Annotated in this window: 17 protein-coding genes; 11 read left to right on the top strand and 6 right to left on the bottom strand. The window is 46.5% G+C overall.

From position 1 onward, the window contains the following. Nucleotides 1–24 precede the first annotated feature (24 nt). Nucleotides 25–918 (bottom strand): 1,4-dihydroxy-2-naphthoate polyprenyltransferase, encoded by an 894-nt coding sequence (locus P404_RS0112300; RefSeq protein WP_014969628.1) that lies wholly within the window; start codon nucleotides 916–918, stop codon nucleotides 25–27. A gap of 160 nt (nucleotides 919–1,078) precedes the next feature. On the opposite strand from P404_RS0112300, the gene P404_RS0112295 reads away from it, so the two are divergent. The 6 genes from P404_RS0112295 (at nucleotide 1,079) to menC (ending at nucleotide 8,225) form a co-directional block, all read left to right on the top strand. Continuing rightward, entirely contained in the window at nucleotides 1,079–2,458 is a 1,380-nt protein-coding gene (locus P404_RS0112295; RefSeq protein WP_026830933.1) for an isochorismate synthase, read from the top strand. Further along, complete coding sequence (gene menD / locus P404_RS0112290; protein WP_014969626.1) at nucleotides 2,448–4,094, top strand: 2-succinyl-5-enolpyruvyl-6-hydroxy-3-cyclohexene-1-carboxylic-acid synthase; 1,647 nt, start codon at nucleotides 2,448–2,450, stop codon at nucleotides 4,092–4,094. Before P404_RS0112295 ends, menD begins: the two co-directional genes overlap by 11 nt. Then, complete coding sequence (menH, locus tag P404_RS0112285) at nucleotides 4,091–4,888, top strand: 2-succinyl-6-hydroxy-2,4-cyclohexadiene-1-carboxylate synthase (protein WP_026830931.1); 798 nt, start codon at nucleotides 4,091–4,093, stop codon at nucleotides 4,886–4,888. Before menD ends, menH begins: the two co-directional genes overlap by 4 nt. After that, nucleotides 4,885–5,709: a 1,4-dihydroxy-2-naphthoyl-CoA synthase gene (gene menB / locus P404_RS0112280; protein WP_014969624.1), complete on the top strand. Its 825-nt coding sequence runs from the start codon at nucleotides 4,885–4,887 to the stop codon at nucleotides 5,707–5,709. The genes menH and menB overlap by 4 nt, the downstream gene beginning before the upstream one ends. Before the next feature lie 72 nt (nucleotides 5,710–5,781). After that, the gene (gene menE, locus P404_RS0112275) at nucleotides 5,782–7,155 is read left to right on the top strand and encodes an o-succinylbenzoate--CoA ligase (protein ID WP_026830930.1); all 1,374 of its coding nucleotides are present in this window, start codon (nucleotides 5,782–5,784) and stop codon (nucleotides 7,153–7,155) included. Then, nucleotides 7,152–8,225: an o-succinylbenzoate synthase gene (menC, locus tag P404_RS0112270; protein WP_026830929.1), complete on the top strand. Its 1,074-nt coding sequence runs from the start codon at nucleotides 7,152–7,154 to the stop codon at nucleotides 8,223–8,225. The genes menE and menC overlap by 4 nt, the downstream gene beginning before the upstream one ends. A gap of 77 nt (nucleotides 8,226–8,302) precedes the next feature. On the opposite strand, the gene map is transcribed toward menC, so the two are convergent. The 5 genes from map to P404_RS0112245 all read right to left on the bottom strand — a co-directional run bounded on the left by map (nucleotide 8,303) and on the right by P404_RS0112245 (nucleotide 13,500). Then, nucleotides 8,303–9,049, bottom strand: a complete 747-nt coding sequence (gene map, locus P404_RS0112265) for a type I methionyl aminopeptidase (RefSeq protein ID WP_014969620.1) — start codon at nucleotides 9,047–9,049, stop codon at nucleotides 8,303–8,305. Between the two features lie 14 nt (nucleotides 9,050–9,063). Beyond that, entirely contained in the window at nucleotides 9,064–10,254 is a 1,191-nt protein-coding gene (locus P404_RS0112260; protein ID WP_014969619.1) for an EAL-associated domain-containing protein, read from the bottom strand. Between the two features lie 72 nt (nucleotides 10,255–10,326). After that, nucleotides 10,327–10,593, bottom strand: coding sequence for a hypothetical protein (locus P404_RS0112255; protein WP_026830928.1), 267 nt, complete (start codon nucleotides 10,591–10,593; stop codon nucleotides 10,327–10,329). A gap of 95 nt (nucleotides 10,594–10,688) precedes the next feature. After that, complete coding sequence (gene cshA / locus P404_RS0112250; RefSeq protein ID WP_014969617.1) at nucleotides 10,689–12,308, bottom strand: degradosome RNA helicase CshA; 1,620 nt, start codon at nucleotides 12,306–12,308, stop codon at nucleotides 10,689–10,691. A gap of 337 nt (nucleotides 12,309–12,645) precedes the next feature. Next, nucleotides 12,646–13,500: a S1-like domain-containing RNA-binding protein gene (locus P404_RS0112245; protein WP_014969616.1), complete on the bottom strand. Its 855-nt coding sequence runs from the start codon at nucleotides 13,498–13,500 to the stop codon at nucleotides 12,646–12,648. A 223-nt stretch (nucleotides 13,501–13,723) separates the two neighbouring features. Between P404_RS0112245 and P404_RS18610 the strand changes: the two genes are divergently transcribed. The 5 genes from P404_RS18610 (at nucleotide 13,724) to P404_RS0112220 (ending at nucleotide 17,294) form a co-directional block, all read left to right on the top strand. Then, on the top strand, nucleotides 13,724–13,891 hold the full coding sequence (locus tag P404_RS18610) for a hypothetical protein (protein WP_012369521.1): 168 nt from the start codon (nucleotides 13,724–13,726) through the stop codon (nucleotides 13,889–13,891). A 123-nt stretch (nucleotides 13,892–14,014) separates the two neighbouring features. Then, entirely contained in the window at nucleotides 14,015–14,320 is a 306-nt protein-coding gene (locus P404_RS0112235) for a hypothetical protein (protein ID WP_014969615.1), read from the top strand. Nucleotides 14,321–14,361: 41 nt separating this feature from the next. After that, nucleotides 14,362–14,619: a hypothetical protein gene (locus tag P404_RS0112230; RefSeq protein WP_012369519.1), complete on the top strand. Its 258-nt coding sequence runs from the start codon at nucleotides 14,362–14,364 to the stop codon at nucleotides 14,617–14,619. Nucleotides 14,620–14,695: 76 nt separating this feature from the next. Next, a complete protein-coding gene (locus tag P404_RS0112225; protein ID WP_014969614.1) occupies nucleotides 14,696–15,394 on the top strand; it encodes a lysophospholipid acyltransferase family protein in 699 nt (232 codons plus the stop codon). 1 nt (nucleotide 15,395) lies between these two features. Continuing rightward, complete coding sequence (locus P404_RS0112220; protein ID WP_026830927.1) at nucleotides 15,396–17,294, top strand: ABC-F family ATP-binding cassette domain-containing protein; 1,899 nt, start codon at nucleotides 15,396–15,398, stop codon at nucleotides 17,292–17,294. Nucleotides 17,295–17,390: the final 96 nt, after the last annotated feature.

Genomic DNA, 17,390 nt, shown 5'->3' with positions numbered 1-17,390 from the left:
TCGGAAAAAGGTTTTTTGTCTTCATTATAGATTCGCAATTGTTAAGCTGATCGCAAGTAACAGTCCAAAAATCGTATTAACTTTCCCGGTTTGGGCCATCCCCGGCATCAGTTCTTGAGGCGGTAAATCTTGCCAAAATAACTTCACGGCCTTGATCATCAGTGGAATGCTGAGTAGCGCAACTAAAGCCCAACCCGTCACGTTAAAGACCAACACGGCCATCAGTAACGAGAGGATTGCGGCACTGAAAAAGGCAATCAGGACGTAAACGGCCCGCCGATGACCCACAAGGCAAGCAATCGTCTTTCGTCCATTGACCTTATCGTTATCGAGATCCCGGATGTTATTTGCAAGTAAAATCGAGCCGATTAAAATCGCGACTGGAATCGAAATCGCGACCGCTTCAGTAGGCACATACCCGATTTGCAGATAAGCTGAGATCGCAATGATGACATATCCCATGAAAAAACCAGCGACGACTTCCCCGAATGGCGTATAGGCAATCGGTAACGGTCCTCCTGTATAAATATAACCGACAAACATCGAAATAACGCCGATCAACAGCAACCACCATGTCGTTTCAAGACACAGGTAGATGCCGAGTAATGCCGAAATCGCATACAACGATAAGGCGAACGCTAAGATCGTTCCGGGTTTGAAACCGTCTCGGACAATCGAACCTCCGATTCCGACCGACTCTTCCGTGTCAAGTCCACGCTTGTAGTCATAATATTCATTAAATAAGTTCGTCGCGATCTGAATCAGCATCGACGCGATCAACATTGCAAAAAACAGATCCATCCGCAGTGACTCGATGCGTGGTGCTACGATAGCTGTTCCGACGACGACCGGTACAAAACTCGCCGTCAACGTATGTGGTCGTGTCATTCGCCAATATACAGCGATTGATTTATTCATATAATAAACCCCTTTCCTGTCTAAGTGTATCGGGTTTCGTTTTTTACTGTCAATGCTCAATCAGAGATAGCTTATTCCTTCTTTTTTTCAGGTAAAAAGTTTACACTGAGAATAAGTGAAACGTATCACAGTATCTATAGACTAGGGGGCAATGAGCGGTATGGCCTACGCTCAACACGAGCTTAAACAATGTATTGAACGCGCCGTCGGTCATGCGAATGCATACCAACGGCCTATAATCGCCTCATATTCGTGGAATGTCGAGGCTCAAGATGTCAGTGCGCTGTCATTTGGGACACAAGAACGCTTTTATTTTACGACACCTGATCGGTCCATGCGTGCCATTGGATTCGGCATCACGCAACAATTGAAAACCGCAGGACACGATCGTTTTTTACGAATGCAATCAAAATGGTCGAATGTGAATCGGGATCATGTCGGAACCGATTTATTTGCTTTTTGCGGATTCTCTTTTTCTGAACTGAAACATACAGAGTATCGTTGGTCCTCGTTCGGGGAAGCGTCGATGACGATTCCGAAGTATTTATACCTGGAACAAGATGGTCATACGACGGTAACGGTTTTTGCGTTTGTCGAACCGCAGTCTAACGCAGAAAAGATTCTCAATCAGTTGGCCGTCGAGTATGCGGAGTTGCATATGCCGAAATCTAGCCAATTCGTTACACGTATTCGCATGACCCGTGATGGAAATGACGCCTTTGAGGCTTCGTTTCATCAAGCGGCACAATTATTGAAAACGTCACTTAAAAAAATCGTCTTAGCTCGTGAAGTGGTCTACGAGTTAGATCAACCGGTTGATTTGGCCGGTCTCGTGCAGGAGTTGGAATCCTCTCAACCCGGTAGCTATATCTTTTTCTTTCAGCCAACACTCGGTGAAGCTTTTCTTGGCGCGACTCCAGAACGGTTAATTTTAAAAACCGGTCTTGAACTCAAGACAGCTGCCGTTGCCGGTTCCGCTCCTCGGCACGAACTAGAACAAATGGACACGTCACTTGGACAATCGCTGTTACAAGATGATAAAAATCGAATCGAACATGCGATTGTCGTCGATTCAATCGAAAGTACACTCCAAGGCCTTTCGACTCAAATCAAGAAACCCGAGCAACCGATATTACTCAAAAACCGACACATCCAACATCTTTATACACCGATCACCGCGACACTTTTGCCTGAAGTCAGCCTCTTTCAGCTGATCGAGAAACTTCACCCGACACCCGCGTTAGGTGGAGAGCCGAAGGAAGCCGCCGTCGCCGCCATCCAAGCAATCGAGACGTTCGAGCGCGGCTGGTACGGCTCACCGGTAGGTTGGATGGATGGAGAAGAAAACGGTGAGTTTATCGTCGCCATTCGCTCCGGACTATTTACCGATCGTTCCGCTGTGCTTTATGCAGGTTGTGGTATCGTCGACGGCTCCCGTCTGCAGAGTGAACTCGACGAAACCGAAACAAAACTATCACCGATGTTACAAGCTCTTGCACACCTCTGTACGATAGAAAAGGATGATGTTTATGTTGACTAAATGGATGCATACGTTAATCGATAACTTAGTCAAAAGTGGTGTCCGGGATTTCGTCATCAGTCCCGGTTCTCGTTCGACACCCCTTGCGATTGCTGCCTTTCTCCACCCGTCTAGCCGTACCCACGTCCTCGTTGACGAACGGTCGGCTAGTTTTTTTGCCCTCGGCCTGACACGGGCGGAAGATTGGTTACGCCCTGTCGCTCTGATTTGTACGAGCGGGACGGCAGCCACTAATTATTATTCAGCGATCACGGAAGCTAATATTTTTGAACTGCCGTTAATCGTTTTGACTGCGGACCGTCCTCATGAATTACGGGGTGTCGGCGCTCCTCAAGCAATCGATCAGGTCGCTTTGTACGGCAAACAAGTGAGACACGCCTTTGACTTACCATTGCCGGAAGCGACGGCTCTTCCATATGTCCGGCACGTGGCTGAACGATCCGTTCTGCTTGCGCTGACGGAACCCGCAGGTCCTGTTCACATCAACATTCCACTTCGGGAACCTTTGATTCCTGAACTTGATTTGTTGCAGACCGGTCACCCAGTCGGTCGTCCAATCCGACATGTCACGGGACATGCTACGGCGGAATTGGTTGAAATTTTATCAATTCCGCGGCTTTTGATTGTCATCGGACCACAACTTTCATCAGCTGACACACAAATTATCCTGGAGTATGCGGATCGTTCACGGATTCCGGTCCTGGCCGATCCACTCAGTCAAGGACGCCAGTTTTCCAATGATACGGTTTTCGCCTATTACGATACGTGGTTAAAGGAGACTACGATTCAGTATCATGTCTGTCCGGACCATATTTTACGGTTTGGCGCGATGCCGACTTCAAAACCCTATCTCCTTTGGTCAAAAGAAATCCCGACGACCGTAGTCGGTCATGCTGGAAACTGGCGTGATCCTCAATTACAGGCTCATTTTTTAAGTGGTCATCCAAGCCAATTAAAAACAATTCCATGCACCGAACATGACATCACTTACCTTGAGGCACTACAACGGGCTGAAAACACGGTTGAAACCGTCTTTGATTCACTGGATTCCGGACAACTGACGGAATACAATGTCGTGCGGGCTTTAGAAGGCTTAACGGAAGGAAGTCTATTCGTCTCAAACAGTATGCCAATTCGTGACTTAGATACTTTTTTGCCGACGGGTACACCACTTCGAATCCTTGCTAACCGTGGTGCCAATGGCATTGATGGGATTCTTTCCAGCGCCCTTGGCGCGACGTATGAAGCGAAAAATCGTTATTTACTTGTCGGTGACCTCGCCTTTATCCATGACATCAACGGACTGATGATGGCACGGACAGTTCCAATGACAATTCTTTTAATCAATAACACAGGGGGCGGCATCTTCAGCTTCCTCCCGCAACACGAGCTCGATCCCGATTTGTTCGAGCCACTGTTCGGAACGGCGCAAGATCTTGACTTCAGCCATCTTGCCGCTGGTTATGGCATCGCGTATCAACATATTTCTTCTATCGGAGAGCTCAAGGTAGCCTTACAGAAAAACACGATGACGACACGGATCTTAGAAATCCGAACGGATCGTCCGGAAAATGTCAGATTGCACCGACTAATCTGGGAGCAGACGAATCAGGCCTTACAGGAACAATTCCGATGAAGCTTCGTCAACAGGCGTATCATATTGAGATTACCGGTGCCGGTCCACCTCTTTTGCTGTTACATGGATTCACCGGAAGCAGCGCGACCTGGTCTGCTCTCAGTGCACGTTTGCAGTCAAATTACACCGTCTATTGCATCGACTTGCTGGGTCATGGTCAGACGCCTGCCGCTCACTATCAACGAATGCGACTGACGGAGCAGGTCAAGGATTTAGAGTTCTTGCTTGCGACCCGTGCGGAACCTTGGACAGTCCTAGGTTACTCCATGGGCGGACGAATTGCACTGATGCTTGCCGTGATGTCAACACGCGTTACACAGACGATTGCTGTCAGTACGACACCCGGCATTCGTTCGGCGTTTGAACGACAACTACGACGAAAAGCTGATCGAGCTCTTGCGGAACGCTTGTTGCAAGATGGGTTGGCTGATTTCATCGATTACTGGGAAGCATTACCGTTGTTCGCCAGTCAACACCGACTCCCGTTAGCTACACGACAGCACATCCGTGAGGGGCGTCTCGCACAATCACCTGAAGGACTCGCCGCTTCTCTGATCGCTCAAGGCACGGGAAACATGCCGCCCGTCTGGCACTTGCTTGATAGGACTTCAATTGAGTGGATTGTCGGTGCAGAAGACATCAAATTCAAGAAAATTGCTTTCGAAGCCGCTTCACCGGAAAAAATTCATCTAATTCCTGGTGCATCACATGCCCCGCATATCGACCAACCGGAAAAGTTTGTTACAATAGTAGAGAAACTATTCTTAACTAATCAAATGGGGGAATTGAAATGAGATACATTCCAGAATGGGCATCTGCCCGTAGTTACGAAGATATCAAGTATGAGAAGTGGAATGGGATTGCTAAAATCACGATCAATCGTCCTGAAGTACGCAACGCGTTCCGTCCACAGACAGTAAATGAATTAATCGATGCCTTTTCACGGGCACGCGATGACCAAAACGTTGGTGTCATTGTCTTGACAGGTGAAGGGGATCTTGCCTTCTGTTCAGGCGGCGACCAAAAAGTTCGTGGCCATGGTGGATATGTCGGTGAAGATGAAATCCCGCGCTTAAATGTTCTTGATTTACAACGTCTGATCCGTGTCATTCCAAAACCCGTCATCGCGATGGTTGCAGGATATGCCATCGGTGGCGGACATGTCCTTCACCTCGTTTGTGACTTGACGATTGCAGCAGACAATGCGAAATTCGGACAAACGGGTCCAAAAGTCGGATCATTTGATGCCGGCTACGGTTCTGGTTATCTTGCACGTGTCGTCGGTCATAAAAAAGCACGTGAAATCTGGTTCCTGTGCCGCCAATACGATGCGCAACAAGCACTTGATATGGGACTCATAAACACCGTTGTTCCACTTGCTGACTTGGAGCAAGAAACCATCCAGTGGTGTTCTGAAATTCTTCAGCATTCACCAACGGCACTCCGTTTCCTAAAAGCAGCACTTAATGCGGATTCTGATGGTCTTGCAGGTATTCAGCAATTAGCAGGTGACGCAACATTACTTTATTACACGACTGATGAAGCAAAAGAAGGACGCGACGCGTTTAAAGAAAAACGTGATCCTGACTTCGGACAGTTCCCACGATTCCCATAATACAAAAAGGTTCAATGTCGAAAGACGTTTGAACCTTTTTCGTATCATCCACAAGAAAGGAAGTGACAGTCTGTGTACCCTTGGATTTATACCCGCTCAAAAGAACAACCGGACGAACTTGCGCTGATCACGGATACGGAACGTTTGACGTGGTCTGCACTCTACACGAAGGCGCACAAACTAGCAAGCTCTTGGGCGCCACTACTCTCGCGCGGCGAGCGGATTGCCTTATACGGTCCTTCCAGCACCGCATACATCGTCGCCATTCACGCAGCGCAATTGCTTGAGTTGACAATTGTTCCGATTAACATCCGGCTTAGCCAAAGTGAAGTCAGTGCACAATTGAAACAGGCAAATGTCAAATACGTCATCTCGGACCGCCTGCTCGATTCAAATGTCAAACGTCTACCGTTCCATGCGCCGAATCAAGCACCCGAGATTCTCGTCCGCCATATGCCAAAACATTATATTCAATCGATGTTATTTACGAGCGGCACGACCGGAAAACCTAAAGCCGTCGAACAGACGATGCTCAACCATTTTTCGAGCGCAATGAATGCGGCCCGTCATATCGGTTCGTTCCCGGATGATCGGTTCCTCGTCGTCACCCCACTGTTTCATATGAGTGGTTTAGCCGTCGTCTACCGTTCAGTCATCTACGGTGTCCCTTTAATCCTCGAACCACATTTTTCACCAAACAAGACCATGACATGGATCAAAACGGAAGCGGTCACGCATATCTCACTTGTTTCCGTCATGTTGGATCGGTTACTCGAAGCCGGACTACGTCGTCATGACTTGCGGGTTGTCCTGACCGGAGGCGGACCTGTTCCGTTACCGATTTTGACCCGTGCGCTAGATCGTGATCTTCCTGTCATGCAAACCTACGGCATGACGGAGACGGCCTCTCAAATCGCAACACTCTTACCGGAAGACGCGCTTCGAAAGATCGGTTCTGCAGGAAAACCCATCGCACCGACGGAGATTCGAATCACACGTCATCAGGAAATCGAAGTCAAGGGACCTACCGTCATGAACGGTTACTTCAATAACCCGGAAGCGACTACGGCTGCCTTTACTGCAGATGGTTATTTGAAAACCGGAGACCTCGGACGAATCGACTCTGACGGTTACTTATATGTGTTGGACAGACGGAGCGATCTCATCATTTCCGGTGGAGAAAACGTGTATCCGGCTGAAGTCGAAGCTGCTTTGTTATCGATTTCAGGCATCACGGAAGCAGGTGTCGTCGGGCGGTTTGATCCGACATGGGGACAAGTTCCGGTCGCCTTCATCGTCAGCCAGCTGGAAGAGTCCTCCGTCCGGCAACAGATGGAACAGTTATTGGCAAAATACAAATGTCCAGTCACCTATGTCTATCGTGATACATTACCGCGTAACGCAAACGGTAAGCTGATCCGCCGTCAGTTGAAGGAATCGTTATGACGATTACCCTTCGGAGCGCCGAGCTATTTGATGTTCGCCTGACCTTTCGTCAACCGATTCATACTGCCATCTCCGTCTTATCCGAACGCTGTACGACGATTCTTCGGCTGACGGATCAAGAAGGGCGTGTCGGTTATGGAGAAGGGGTTGCCTTTGAGACCCCTTGGTATACACCGGAGACACAAAACTCACTTCGTGCGTTGTCGCCCTTACTGTATCAACTGCTGATCGCAGCACCCCTTGAAGGACCGTCAGCGGTTGCTGAACGTTTCCGGCCGATTCAAGGCAATCAGATGGCAAAAGCGATGTTTGACGGTGCCGTCTACGAATTGTTCGCACAAGCTGAACAGCAATCACTCGCGACCTACCTCGGAGGAGACGACAGCCAAGCGATTCGTTGTGGGAAAGCACTTGGTCGATCGTCTGTCCGACAGACGATCGAGAATGTTGGTCTTGCGTTAACCGACGGGTTCGAACGAATCAAACTGAAGCTGGCGCCAACTGATACGAACATCCTTGAACAGGTTCGTCAAACTTTTCCGGACGCGCCCTTGATGTTTGATGCCAATGGCAGCTTTGATCTGTCCGATCTTCCTCTGCTTCAAGTGTGGGACGAATTTTCATTACTCATGATGGAACAACCGTTTTCAGCCAATGAGTGGTTAAACCATCAGCATGCCGCCTCCATCCTCAAAACGCCACTTTGTCTCGATGAATCGATTCAAACGACACATGATGCCGCCTTGATGCACCAACTCCAAGCGGGGCAGATCATTAATATCAAACCGGCCCGCCTCGGTGGACTGACAGCGGCACTGGATGTCCGAGCATCGTCGACTTACTGGTTAGGTGGTATGTTCGAAAGTGGCATCGGCCGCCGTCAAACGTTAGCATTTGCCACATTGCCGGGTCTCGCCTACCCGATTGATATGTCTGGCACAAACCACTATTTCATCGAGGATGTACTCGAGCAGGACTACCTCGTCGAAAACGGACGAATTCGTTATCAGGAACATCCCGTTTCCCTCGAACGTCTTCACCATCTAACCAAATCACGAACGTATCTCTAAAAAAAGAGTATCGGCATCCCGCTTTTCCAGCGAAACACCGATACTCTTTTTCTCCTATGATTCATATAGAGACGCCGTCAATCCACTTTCGTCAAAATTTCATAACCATCTTTTAAGACGATGACACTATGCTCAAATTGGGAGACCAGACTTTTGTTTGGTGTGTATAACGTCCAACCATCCTTTTCATCCTCCATACAAAACTCATCCCCTGTTGAAATAAAGGTTTCGACAGCGATGACTTGTCCTTCTTTTAGTAAGTCATTTTCTTCTCGGCTGAAGTAATTAGAAATCGATTCCGGTTCCCCATGAAGTGTTTTCCCTAAACCGTGTCCCGCTAAATTGCGAATGACTGTAAATCCACTTTTACGTGTTTCTGCATAAATCGCTTTTCCGATTTGATTCACTTTCGTTCCAGCTTTGACTTTTTCTAAGCCTTTTTCGAGTGCAGAAAGCGATACTTCCACTAATCGAACGTCTTCCGGACGACGTGCCTGGCCTGCAATGACGGTTTTCCCGGTATCGGAATAATAACCATTCTTCACAGCGGAGACATCGACGTTGACGATATCCCCTTCTTGAATCACGTAAGCTCCTGGAATACCGTGTGCTGCCACTTCATTTACACTGATGCACGTTGCTCCTGGAAAATCATACATGACGATTGGCGCTGATTCTGCTCCGTGTTCCTTCAAGATTCTTGCACCGATTTCATCCAACTCTTTTGTTGTGATTCCTGGTTTGACTGCATTCGCCATTTCGTCTCGTGCAATCGCAACAATCCGTCCGATTTCACGTAGTGCCTCATAATCATAATCCAACATCGTTCATTTCCTCCCTATTCGCTTAATCGTTCTTGATATAAGTACTCCGCTGAAACATCAGCAAATAAAAACATCCCGTTATTTAGCGGCATACTGAATGTCCGTGTCTGTTCGCCTGAACTGAAGTCGACGTAGCGATCAGATAAGTAACCGGTATGCCGCCGTTCCATCGCCACCGTCGTCCGAATGAAATACGGACGAAAACTCCAATTGTACCCTTGGTAAAAGGAATAGCGTTTCCACTCGCCGCTTTTCTTACTGATGTTCGAGGACTGCTGGAACCCGTTAGCATCCGTGATATAAAAACGGATGAATTCCGGTTCCAACTTTTTCGCTAACATCAACAGCCAACCATCTAATTCTTCATCTTGCCTGACTGATTGACAGTACTCATTAAAACGAGTCGTCCAGTCTTGTTCCAGTTGAAACAGTCGGTTCATCTGTTCCCGGTCATACTTATAAAACATCGGAACTTCATGAAGAAGAATTTCCATACCCGGACATGTCGTGACCCAATTTGGTGTCGTTTCCCCTAACAAGTTCCCCATATAGTACCGCCCGCCATGTTGCCATGCATACCGTAACTGACCAAGATGACTAATGTTTTTATATAACAATGGCGCACCTAACTGATCACAGAGATGTTCCATTGTTTGTAACAAGTGAGGGTAACTGGCAGAGACGGTTTTCTTTTCAATCATCGAGGCCAAATCGACGATTAACATATCCGGTGACATCGAAAAGACCCGTTCCAGACTGGTCGCTTCTGCTCGATCGAGCGCAACTTTCAGGCCGGAGTTTTGGTAGTAGGCGACGATTCGACCAAGACGATCAAAGTCATCGACTTGAACATCCGTTAAGGTCACATACAAACGATCTTCCGGAAAATCAATTTGGGCATCACGTAAGATACTTAAAAAATCTTCTCCGCCGTTTTCGAATAACCAGGCTGGCCGACAACGAATCAAGACAAACGAATGGTCATCCGACGGTACTTTCTGAAATGCGTGCCGAATGACATGACTCATCACTTCGAGTTGGTATTCAATCGGTACATCATCTTCTTGAAAAAATGGTTTTAGCGGTTCTCCACGGAAATGTGACTGGATTTCATACCCTTCCACTTTAAAAGGCGCTGCTCCAACAATCGGCTGAAACCAAGCCTCAATCTGTTCGGGATGAACAATGACATCTAAGGCATCCATTCTTCTCCCTCCTTTTCTCTTGTTCCATCTTAACAAAAAAAGAACCTCCCTGTAATCAGAGAGGTCCTGTCTTTAAAATAAGGTCGTATCTTTTCGAATCGCGATGTACAGATATACACCAAATGTCGCCGTGAGATAGATGATACTCAGGACCCCGTACTGGATACCGGTCGCCCCACCCTTTCCAATCGCAAGGACAAGAAAGATAATCCCTCCAAATAGCAAAGTGGCTAACGGAATATAACGGAAGTGCCCTTTTGTCGTCCGCTCACTAATTCGTTTCGTCGCGACGACAAGCACGATCAGACAAATGAATGCTATAGCGTAAATAGTATACACAAAATTCCGCCCTCTCTATATCTTTCATTGCTCATTTTAGCATGACATTCCATAAAAAAGAACCGACTTGTCTGTGACAAATCGGTTCGACCTTCTTACTTTTCAAAACGTGGTTTGCGTCCGCCACGGTTACGATCACTTTCACTGCGGTTACGACCAGCGTATCCACCTTCACGGCGATCTGATGATGACGAAGACGATGAAGACGTGCTACGGTTTCCTTCAGAAGGACGACCGCCTTCACGACGTTCTCCACTTCCACTGCGTGGGTTGCTGCCACGGTATCCACCACTGCTACGGTTGCTCGACGAACCAGAACCTGATCCACCTTTGTTACCGTAAGGGCGACGATTACCGCCACTGCCACTACCACCACCGCTACCAAAACGTTTTACACGAATTGGTTCGATTGAAGAAATTTGAACTGGCGTTGCATCCGGCTCTTTCGTCAATCCTTTAAGCGCTGCTGAGATCAATTCAACTGCTTCATACTCTTCAAGAAGTTCTTGAGCGAGTGTTGTATACTCTTGTGAGTTTTTCGCTTCTACACGTTTGATCAATTCTTGTGCAGCAAGCTTCAAGTTACCTTCTAGGATTTCATCAAGCGTCGGTGCATGACGACGTGACATTTTTTTGTTTGTAACACGTTCGATCGTTTTGATCTGACCAAATTCGCGTGGTGTAACAAACGTGATGGCTGATCCTGTTTTACCAGCACGACCAGTACGGCCGATACGGTGAACATAACTTTCCGGGTCTTGCGGGACATCGAAGTTATAGACGTGTGTCACGCCTGTAATATCAAGACCACGTGCCGCTACGTCTGTAGCTACAAGGATATCAATCGTTCCTTTTTTGAAACGACGGATAACTTGGTCACGTTTTGCTTGTGTCAAGTCACCATGTAAACCGTCAGCCGTGTATCCACGTTGGACAAGTCCTTCTGTCATCTCATCCACACGTTTTTTCGTCCGACCAAAGATGATTGAGAGTTCCGGAGAATCTGTATCAATCAAACGGCAAAGAACGTCGAATTTTTGGTTTTCTTTTAATTCGATGAATGATTGGTCGATGTTTTCGACAGTCATTTCTTTTGCTTTTACTTTGATATGTGTCGGAGTCGTCATGAAACGATCTGCGATTTTACGAATTTGTTGTGGCATTGTCGCTGAGAACAAGAGTGTCTGGCGTGACTCCGGAAGAGTCCCCAAGATTTTCTCGATGTCTTCCACGAAGCCCATGTTCAACATTTCATCTGCCTCATCCAAGATAACTGTTTGGACGTGGTCGAGGTTTAATGTTTTACGGTTCATGTGGTCCATCAAACGACCTGGTGTTGCCACGACGATTTGTGGGTTTTTACGAAGTGCACGGATCTGACGGTCGATTTGCTGACCACCATATACTGGCAAGGCGTGAACACGTTTCACTTCACCGATACGATTCAATTCTTCCGCTACTTGGATAGCAAGTTCACGTGTTGGTGCAAGCACAAGTGCTTGGATATGACGTGATTTTGCGTCAATGCGTTCAATTGTAGGAATACCGAATGCTGCTGTTTTCCCTGTACCTGTCTGTGCTTGACCGATTAAGTCAACGCCGCTAAGACCGACAGGAATCGTTTCTGCTTGGATTGGTGTTGCTTCTTCAAAGCCCATTTTTAGGACACCTTTGATAAGTGCCTCACTAAGATTTAATTCACGAAATGTTGTCAATGCTAAATACTCTCCTTTGTCATATGAAAAGCGTCTGCCACTAAACAGACGCTACCGTAACGAATACAATCGACTACCTATTATAACAGAAGCTCATCCTAAAAGATAGTAGCTATTTCTATTATAATAATGTTTAGGGAAGTCACCATCATAATCGTTGCCATAAGGGCGAGGGAAAGGCAAAATGCCCGGACCGTCAACGCATCAAGGATACGTCGCTTGCCCCCACTAGTGATGGGGTTCTATTTGGAAATGGTCGCCGGTAAATACCAGCCGCAACCACCAAAATGATGAATTCCTAACTATTTATTCGAAACGTAGGCTCACTTGGTTGATCTTATTTCGTCAACCGAATACCCGTTTCATGTTTTTCTATTTTTTTATCTTTCAACAATCGACCTAAAGCACGTTTAAAGGCAGCCTTACTTAGGCCAAATACCTCATCAATCGTCTCAGGAGGTGTCTTATCACCATACGACATTTGACCACCATGTTCAAGTAGGTGATTCATGATTAAGTCCGCATCGATGTCGATTGCCTCGTGAGCACGTGGTCTTGCTGAAAGTAATACTGTACCATCTGGCTTCACATTTGTCACCCGTAATTTCATAACTTCTCCAAGTCGCGGCCAACGTTCCATCTCTTGTTCATGGAGAAAACCAATCGTTTGCTCGTTCACCCAGACGTTTACACCAGGATCGCGTTGTGCAAAGACTAACCCTTCGACATCCATGTTATTCCACTCTTCCGGTGCCGGTTTTGCTCGTAAGTTGAAATACGCATATGGAGCCGGATCACCTAACAGACGAAGTTTTTGATCATGCTTGAGGCGAATATACAGTTGATCGCCCTCTTCCGGCCAAAACGTCCGACGTTGTGGTAAGTCATCGAGCGACACGAGCACATCTTTTTGGATTCCAATATTCGCAAACACACCGGTATTGTAGCGTGTCCCATTAATCGTCGTTTTGACATAGTCTTCAAACGATGCTTCCGGAATCGTCATCGATGAGGCCAATCGTCCTTCATTATCCTGATAGAGGAAGACCTCTACTTCTTCGTCGAGTTCCAGTTTTTTCGTCTGTTCATTATTATGAAGTAAGATGTCTTCTTCCCCGTCACTTAAAAAAACACCAAACTCCGCTTCTCGTTCTACTTTTAATGTGACAACCTGTCCTGCGCGTAATGCCATTTGTGGTCATCTCCCTTCTGTCGTTTCAATCATTTTTTCCCGGTTTCTACGTATCACCTACCATACTATACTCTTTTTCATCCCCTTTCTGACATGAAGCAAAAGAGAACAAATATGACATTTCTGTGAACGGTTCTGATTTGAGTGATTTTTTTGAAAAAAAGAGATATGATAAGACAATAGGAAAAAGAAGGTTTAGTTTAGTTAAATATGGGGGAAAGACATGTTTCATAACATTCAATCGCGTTCTTTTGCAAGACGCTTCACTAAAACATTGGTCTTTGCTTTTTTTGCATTTCTTGCCACGATCGGAATCGTTTTCGCAGAAGGTTCGAACAGTACTGACTTATCTCCGAAGACGCCAGCACTCCAACATATCGATACACCTTAAAATCTACACCTCTCGTGTGGATTTTTTTATTTTTCCCGAAGTTTTACTGGGCGATACAGGAAATCGAGTTTTCATCACGAATTCCTTAAAAGATGTATAACATTTAAATAAGGAGGGCATGTCATGTGGTTTTATCTTTTCACGACGCTTACGGGTCTCATCAGTACATACTTAAGTTACACGTCCGGTTATTACACAGATTCGATTGGTGTATTCGTCTTTACACTTGCCATTTGTTTATCGCTCTCTTCTTTCAGACAGCTCCTTCGGACGTCTCACCAGTCCTATCATGAATATGTGCAACATCGCCGGGTCAAGAAACAGTACGAACGAATGAAAAAACGGGAACAATCGTATCAACTTTCTTACGAACAACGTGAATCGAGCCCTCCTCTTGCATTATCTGCGACAGAACAGCATGATAAATAAAGAACCTGATTTAACTTCTTACTAGGAGGAACCGAGTTACTATGAATGAAATCCCCTTATCCAACGGTTGGACCCTTCGTTATTCTCCCGTCATCGATCTTTGGTTAAAAGAAGACGGTGTCTTGCTTGTTGATCACGAAGACAAGGTCCGCTTAACACTGATCCTTGACGAAGAGTCGATGGAGATCAAACAAATCGATAATACCAACGCTTCTTTTTCGATTGATCCAACCACACGCCGTCTGACGTTTGAGCTTGGAGAAACAGAAGAGGAATCTGAACCTCGTTATTGGGAATGATGATGAAGACTGGGTGCGATACCCGGTCTTTTTTTGTACAATAATAATGAAACAAGAAAAGGAGTCTGATGCCACTATGTTACGTACAATCATCTGGTTCATTTGTTTTGGACTGGTTCTACCCCTTACATTACCGTTTCTTCCGGGGGCAAAACGTCGAACGCATGCTGCACGGTATGCCTATACACAAAAAGTCGCACACGTCTGGGCAAACTCATTACTTCGCCTTGCGGGTGTCCGCGTCCGTATGACAGGACAAGACCATATCCCAGCGGATCAACCGGTCGTCTTCATCGCCAACCATCAAGGCAATTTTGATGTCCCGATCCTCCTCGGAAAAATCGATAAGCCAAAAGCTTTTATCTCCAAAATCGAAGTCAACAAGATTCCAATCGTCAATGTCTGGATGAATCTGATGGGATGTGTCATGATTGATCGCAAAGATCGCCGTCAGTCCCTAAAAGCCATCCGTGCCGGAATCGAGACAATCAAAGACGGACAATCGATGATCATCTTCCCAGAGGGCACACGCTCTAAGGGTGGACCTGTCGCTGAATTTAAAGCGGGTAGTTTTACTTTGGCTACTTCAAGTGGTGCGCTCGTCGTTCCGATTGCGATTTCCGGCAGCTACCGGGTCATGGAAGAAACCGGACGGATCCGTCCCGCGACTGTCGATGTAACGATTTTAAAACCCATCGATCCAGCAACGATGTCTCAAAAGGAATTAGTCGTCCTGGTCGAACAACAAATCAAGGAAATTGTAGAAGGAGCCTGACATGTTACTTAAAGTCGATCAACTAAAAAAAGAATTTGCCGATAAGATTGTTTTCGAAGATGTTACGTTTTCCGTCAGTCCAGGGGACCGGATCGGGATCATCGGTGTCAATGGAACCGGGAAATCAACGTTATTGCATATACTAGCTGGACAAGAAACGGCTGATTCGGGTGAACTTCATCATCCAAATGATTACCGGATTCGCCTCTTGTCACAATCAACCGCTTATCCGGAAGACCAGACTGTCATGCAAGTCTTGTTATCAGGAAATACACCGACGATCAATGCCCTTCGTCACTACGAAGTTGCCCGTCTCGCGCTCGAGCAAGATCCTGCGAATGAAATGTTATTAACACGTTTCATTAACGCTCAAACAGAACTCGATGCTGCCAATGCCTGGGATACCGAGTCCCGCCTAAAAATGATTTTAAATAAACTAGGTATCATGGACCTCGAAGCGACAATCGGTTCCTTATCCGGTGGCCAACGCAAACGGGTTGGGTTAGCGGAGGCATTGCTCGACGAAGCGGACTTGTTGTTACTGGATGAGCCAACCAATGAACTTGATGCCGAAACCATCACCTGGCTCGAATCACAAATCAAGGAATACCGTGGTGCGATTTTACTCATCACCCACGATCGCTATTTTTTAAACCGTGTCACGAATCATATGATGGAAATCGCCAACGGAACGGCCTATTTTTATGTCGGAAACTATGAGTCATTTTTGGAAAAACGTGCTGAGCGCCGAGAACGAACCGCTTCGATGGAGGAAAAACGCCAAAACATCCTTCGGCGGGAACTCGCCTGGTTACGGCGTGGTGCAAAAGCACGAACTACTAAACAAAAGGCACGGATTCAGCGTGTTGATGCCTTACAAGAGTTATCTTACGAAGAAGATGAAGCGGCACTCGAAGTCCAGGTCGGTTCGACACGACTGGGAAAAAAAGTCATCGAGGCGGTTGGTGTCAGCCATCAGTTTGGTGACCGGATGCTATTTAGCGACTTCAATTGGTTGTTTGGCCGAAAAGAACGGTATGGGATCGTCGGCCGAAACGGAAGCGGCAAATCAACGTTGTTATCGATTCTCGCGAAACATCTAGAGCCGACGAGTGGAAAAATCATTCATGGTGAAACGGTCAAAGTCGGTTTTTATGGTCAGTTCGCAGAGTTTAGTCATCCCGAGCGACGGGTCATCGAAGAAGTCGAACGGATCGCCCAAGTCATCACGACACTTGACGGACAAGAAATCACAGCAAGTCAGATGCTCGAACAGTTTTTATTCAAACCGGAAGCACAATACAAACCAATCGGTAAGTTGTCCGGTGGCGAAAAAAGACGGTTAAAACTATTGACGATTTTGATGGACGAACCCAACGTTCTTTTCCTCGATGAGCCGACCAACGACTTGGATACGGAAACGTTATCTGTCTTAGAGGATTATCTAGATTCATTCCCCGGAACCGTCATCACCGTCAGTCACGACCGGTATTTCCTTGACCGGGTCGTAACTCGGTTATTGGCATTTGAAAATGGTGAAATCGTTTCTTATTACGGGCAGTATACGGATTACCTCGAACAACGTGAACTTCCAACGATGATCGATACTCCCCTTTCCTTAACGGATCCGGTAGCGAACGAGGTCAAGTCCACTGATGTTCCGAAAAAATTAAGTTATCAAGAGCAACTCGATTGGAAAACGATTGAGTCTCAAATCGAAGAGGCCGAATTCCTTTTAGAGTCGCTCGAACAACAACTTGCTTCAGCAGGTAGTGATCTTAGTCAAGTCAATGACATCTATCAACAAATTGAACAGGCAAAAACAAAAAGCGACCAATTGATGGAATACTGGACGTATCTCTCTGAAAAAATCGAAGCGTATGAAAACCATAAAAACTAAATTACGGAACTACTTTGGAATCGTCTTTTCCCCCTCATTTTGGGTGTTTAGACGATTTCTTTTTTTGATTTGAATGAAGTGCAGTGTATGATTAAA

This window comes from Exiguobacterium antarcticum DSM 14480, assembly GCF_000685865.1.
GTDB lineage: Bacteria > Bacillota > Bacilli > Exiguobacteriales > Exiguobacteriaceae > Exiguobacterium_A > Exiguobacterium_A antarcticum.
The sequence above is the reverse complement of the archived record's forward strand: the minus strand, read 5'-3'. Positions and strand labels throughout refer to the sequence as shown.

Bases quoted from the DNA above. Each gene is read 5' to 3' on its own strand.
- P404_RS0112300 (WP_014969628.1), bottom strand. From the start codon at position 918: ATGAATAAATCAATCGCTGTATATTGGCGAATGACACGACCACATACG.
- P404_RS0112295 (WP_026830933.1), top strand. From the start codon at position 1,079: ATGGCCTACGCTCAACACGAGCTTAAACAATGTATTGAACGCGCCGTC.
- menD (WP_014969626.1), top strand. From the start codon at position 2,448: ATGTTGACTAAATGGATGCATACGTTAATCGATAACTTAGTCAAAAGT.
- menH (WP_026830931.1), top strand. From the start codon at position 4,091: ATGAAGCTTCGTCAACAGGCGTATCATATTGAGATTACCGGTGCCGGT.
- menB (WP_014969624.1), top strand. From the start codon at position 4,885: ATGAGATACATTCCAGAATGGGCATCTGCCCGTAGTTACGAAGATATC.
- menC (WP_026830929.1), top strand. From the start codon at position 7,152: ATGACGATTACCCTTCGGAGCGCCGAGCTATTTGATGTTCGCCTGACC.
- map (WP_014969620.1), bottom strand. From the start codon at position 9,049: ATGTTGGATTATGATTATGAGGCACTACGTGAAATCGGACGGATTGTT.
- P404_RS0112260 (WP_014969619.1), bottom strand. From the start codon at position 10,254: ATGGATGCCTTAGATGTCATTGTTCATCCCGAACAGATTGAGGCTTGG.
- P404_RS0112245 (WP_014969616.1), bottom strand. From the start codon at position 13,500: ATGGCATTACGCGCAGGACAGGTTGTCACATTAAAAGTAGAACGAGAA.
- P404_RS18610 (WP_012369521.1), top strand. From the start codon at position 13,724: ATGTTTCATAACATTCAATCGCGTTCTTTTGCAAGACGCTTCACTAAA.
- P404_RS0112235 (WP_014969615.1), top strand. From the start codon at position 14,015: ATGTGGTTTTATCTTTTCACGACGCTTACGGGTCTCATCAGTACATAC.
- P404_RS0112230 (WP_012369519.1), top strand. From the start codon at position 14,362: ATGAATGAAATCCCCTTATCCAACGGTTGGACCCTTCGTTATTCTCCC.
- P404_RS0112225 (WP_014969614.1), top strand. From the start codon at position 14,696: ATGTTACGTACAATCATCTGGTTCATTTGTTTTGGACTGGTTCTACCC.
- P404_RS0112220 (WP_026830927.1), top strand. From the start codon at position 15,396: ATGTTACTTAAAGTCGATCAACTAAAAAAAGAATTTGCCGATAAGATT.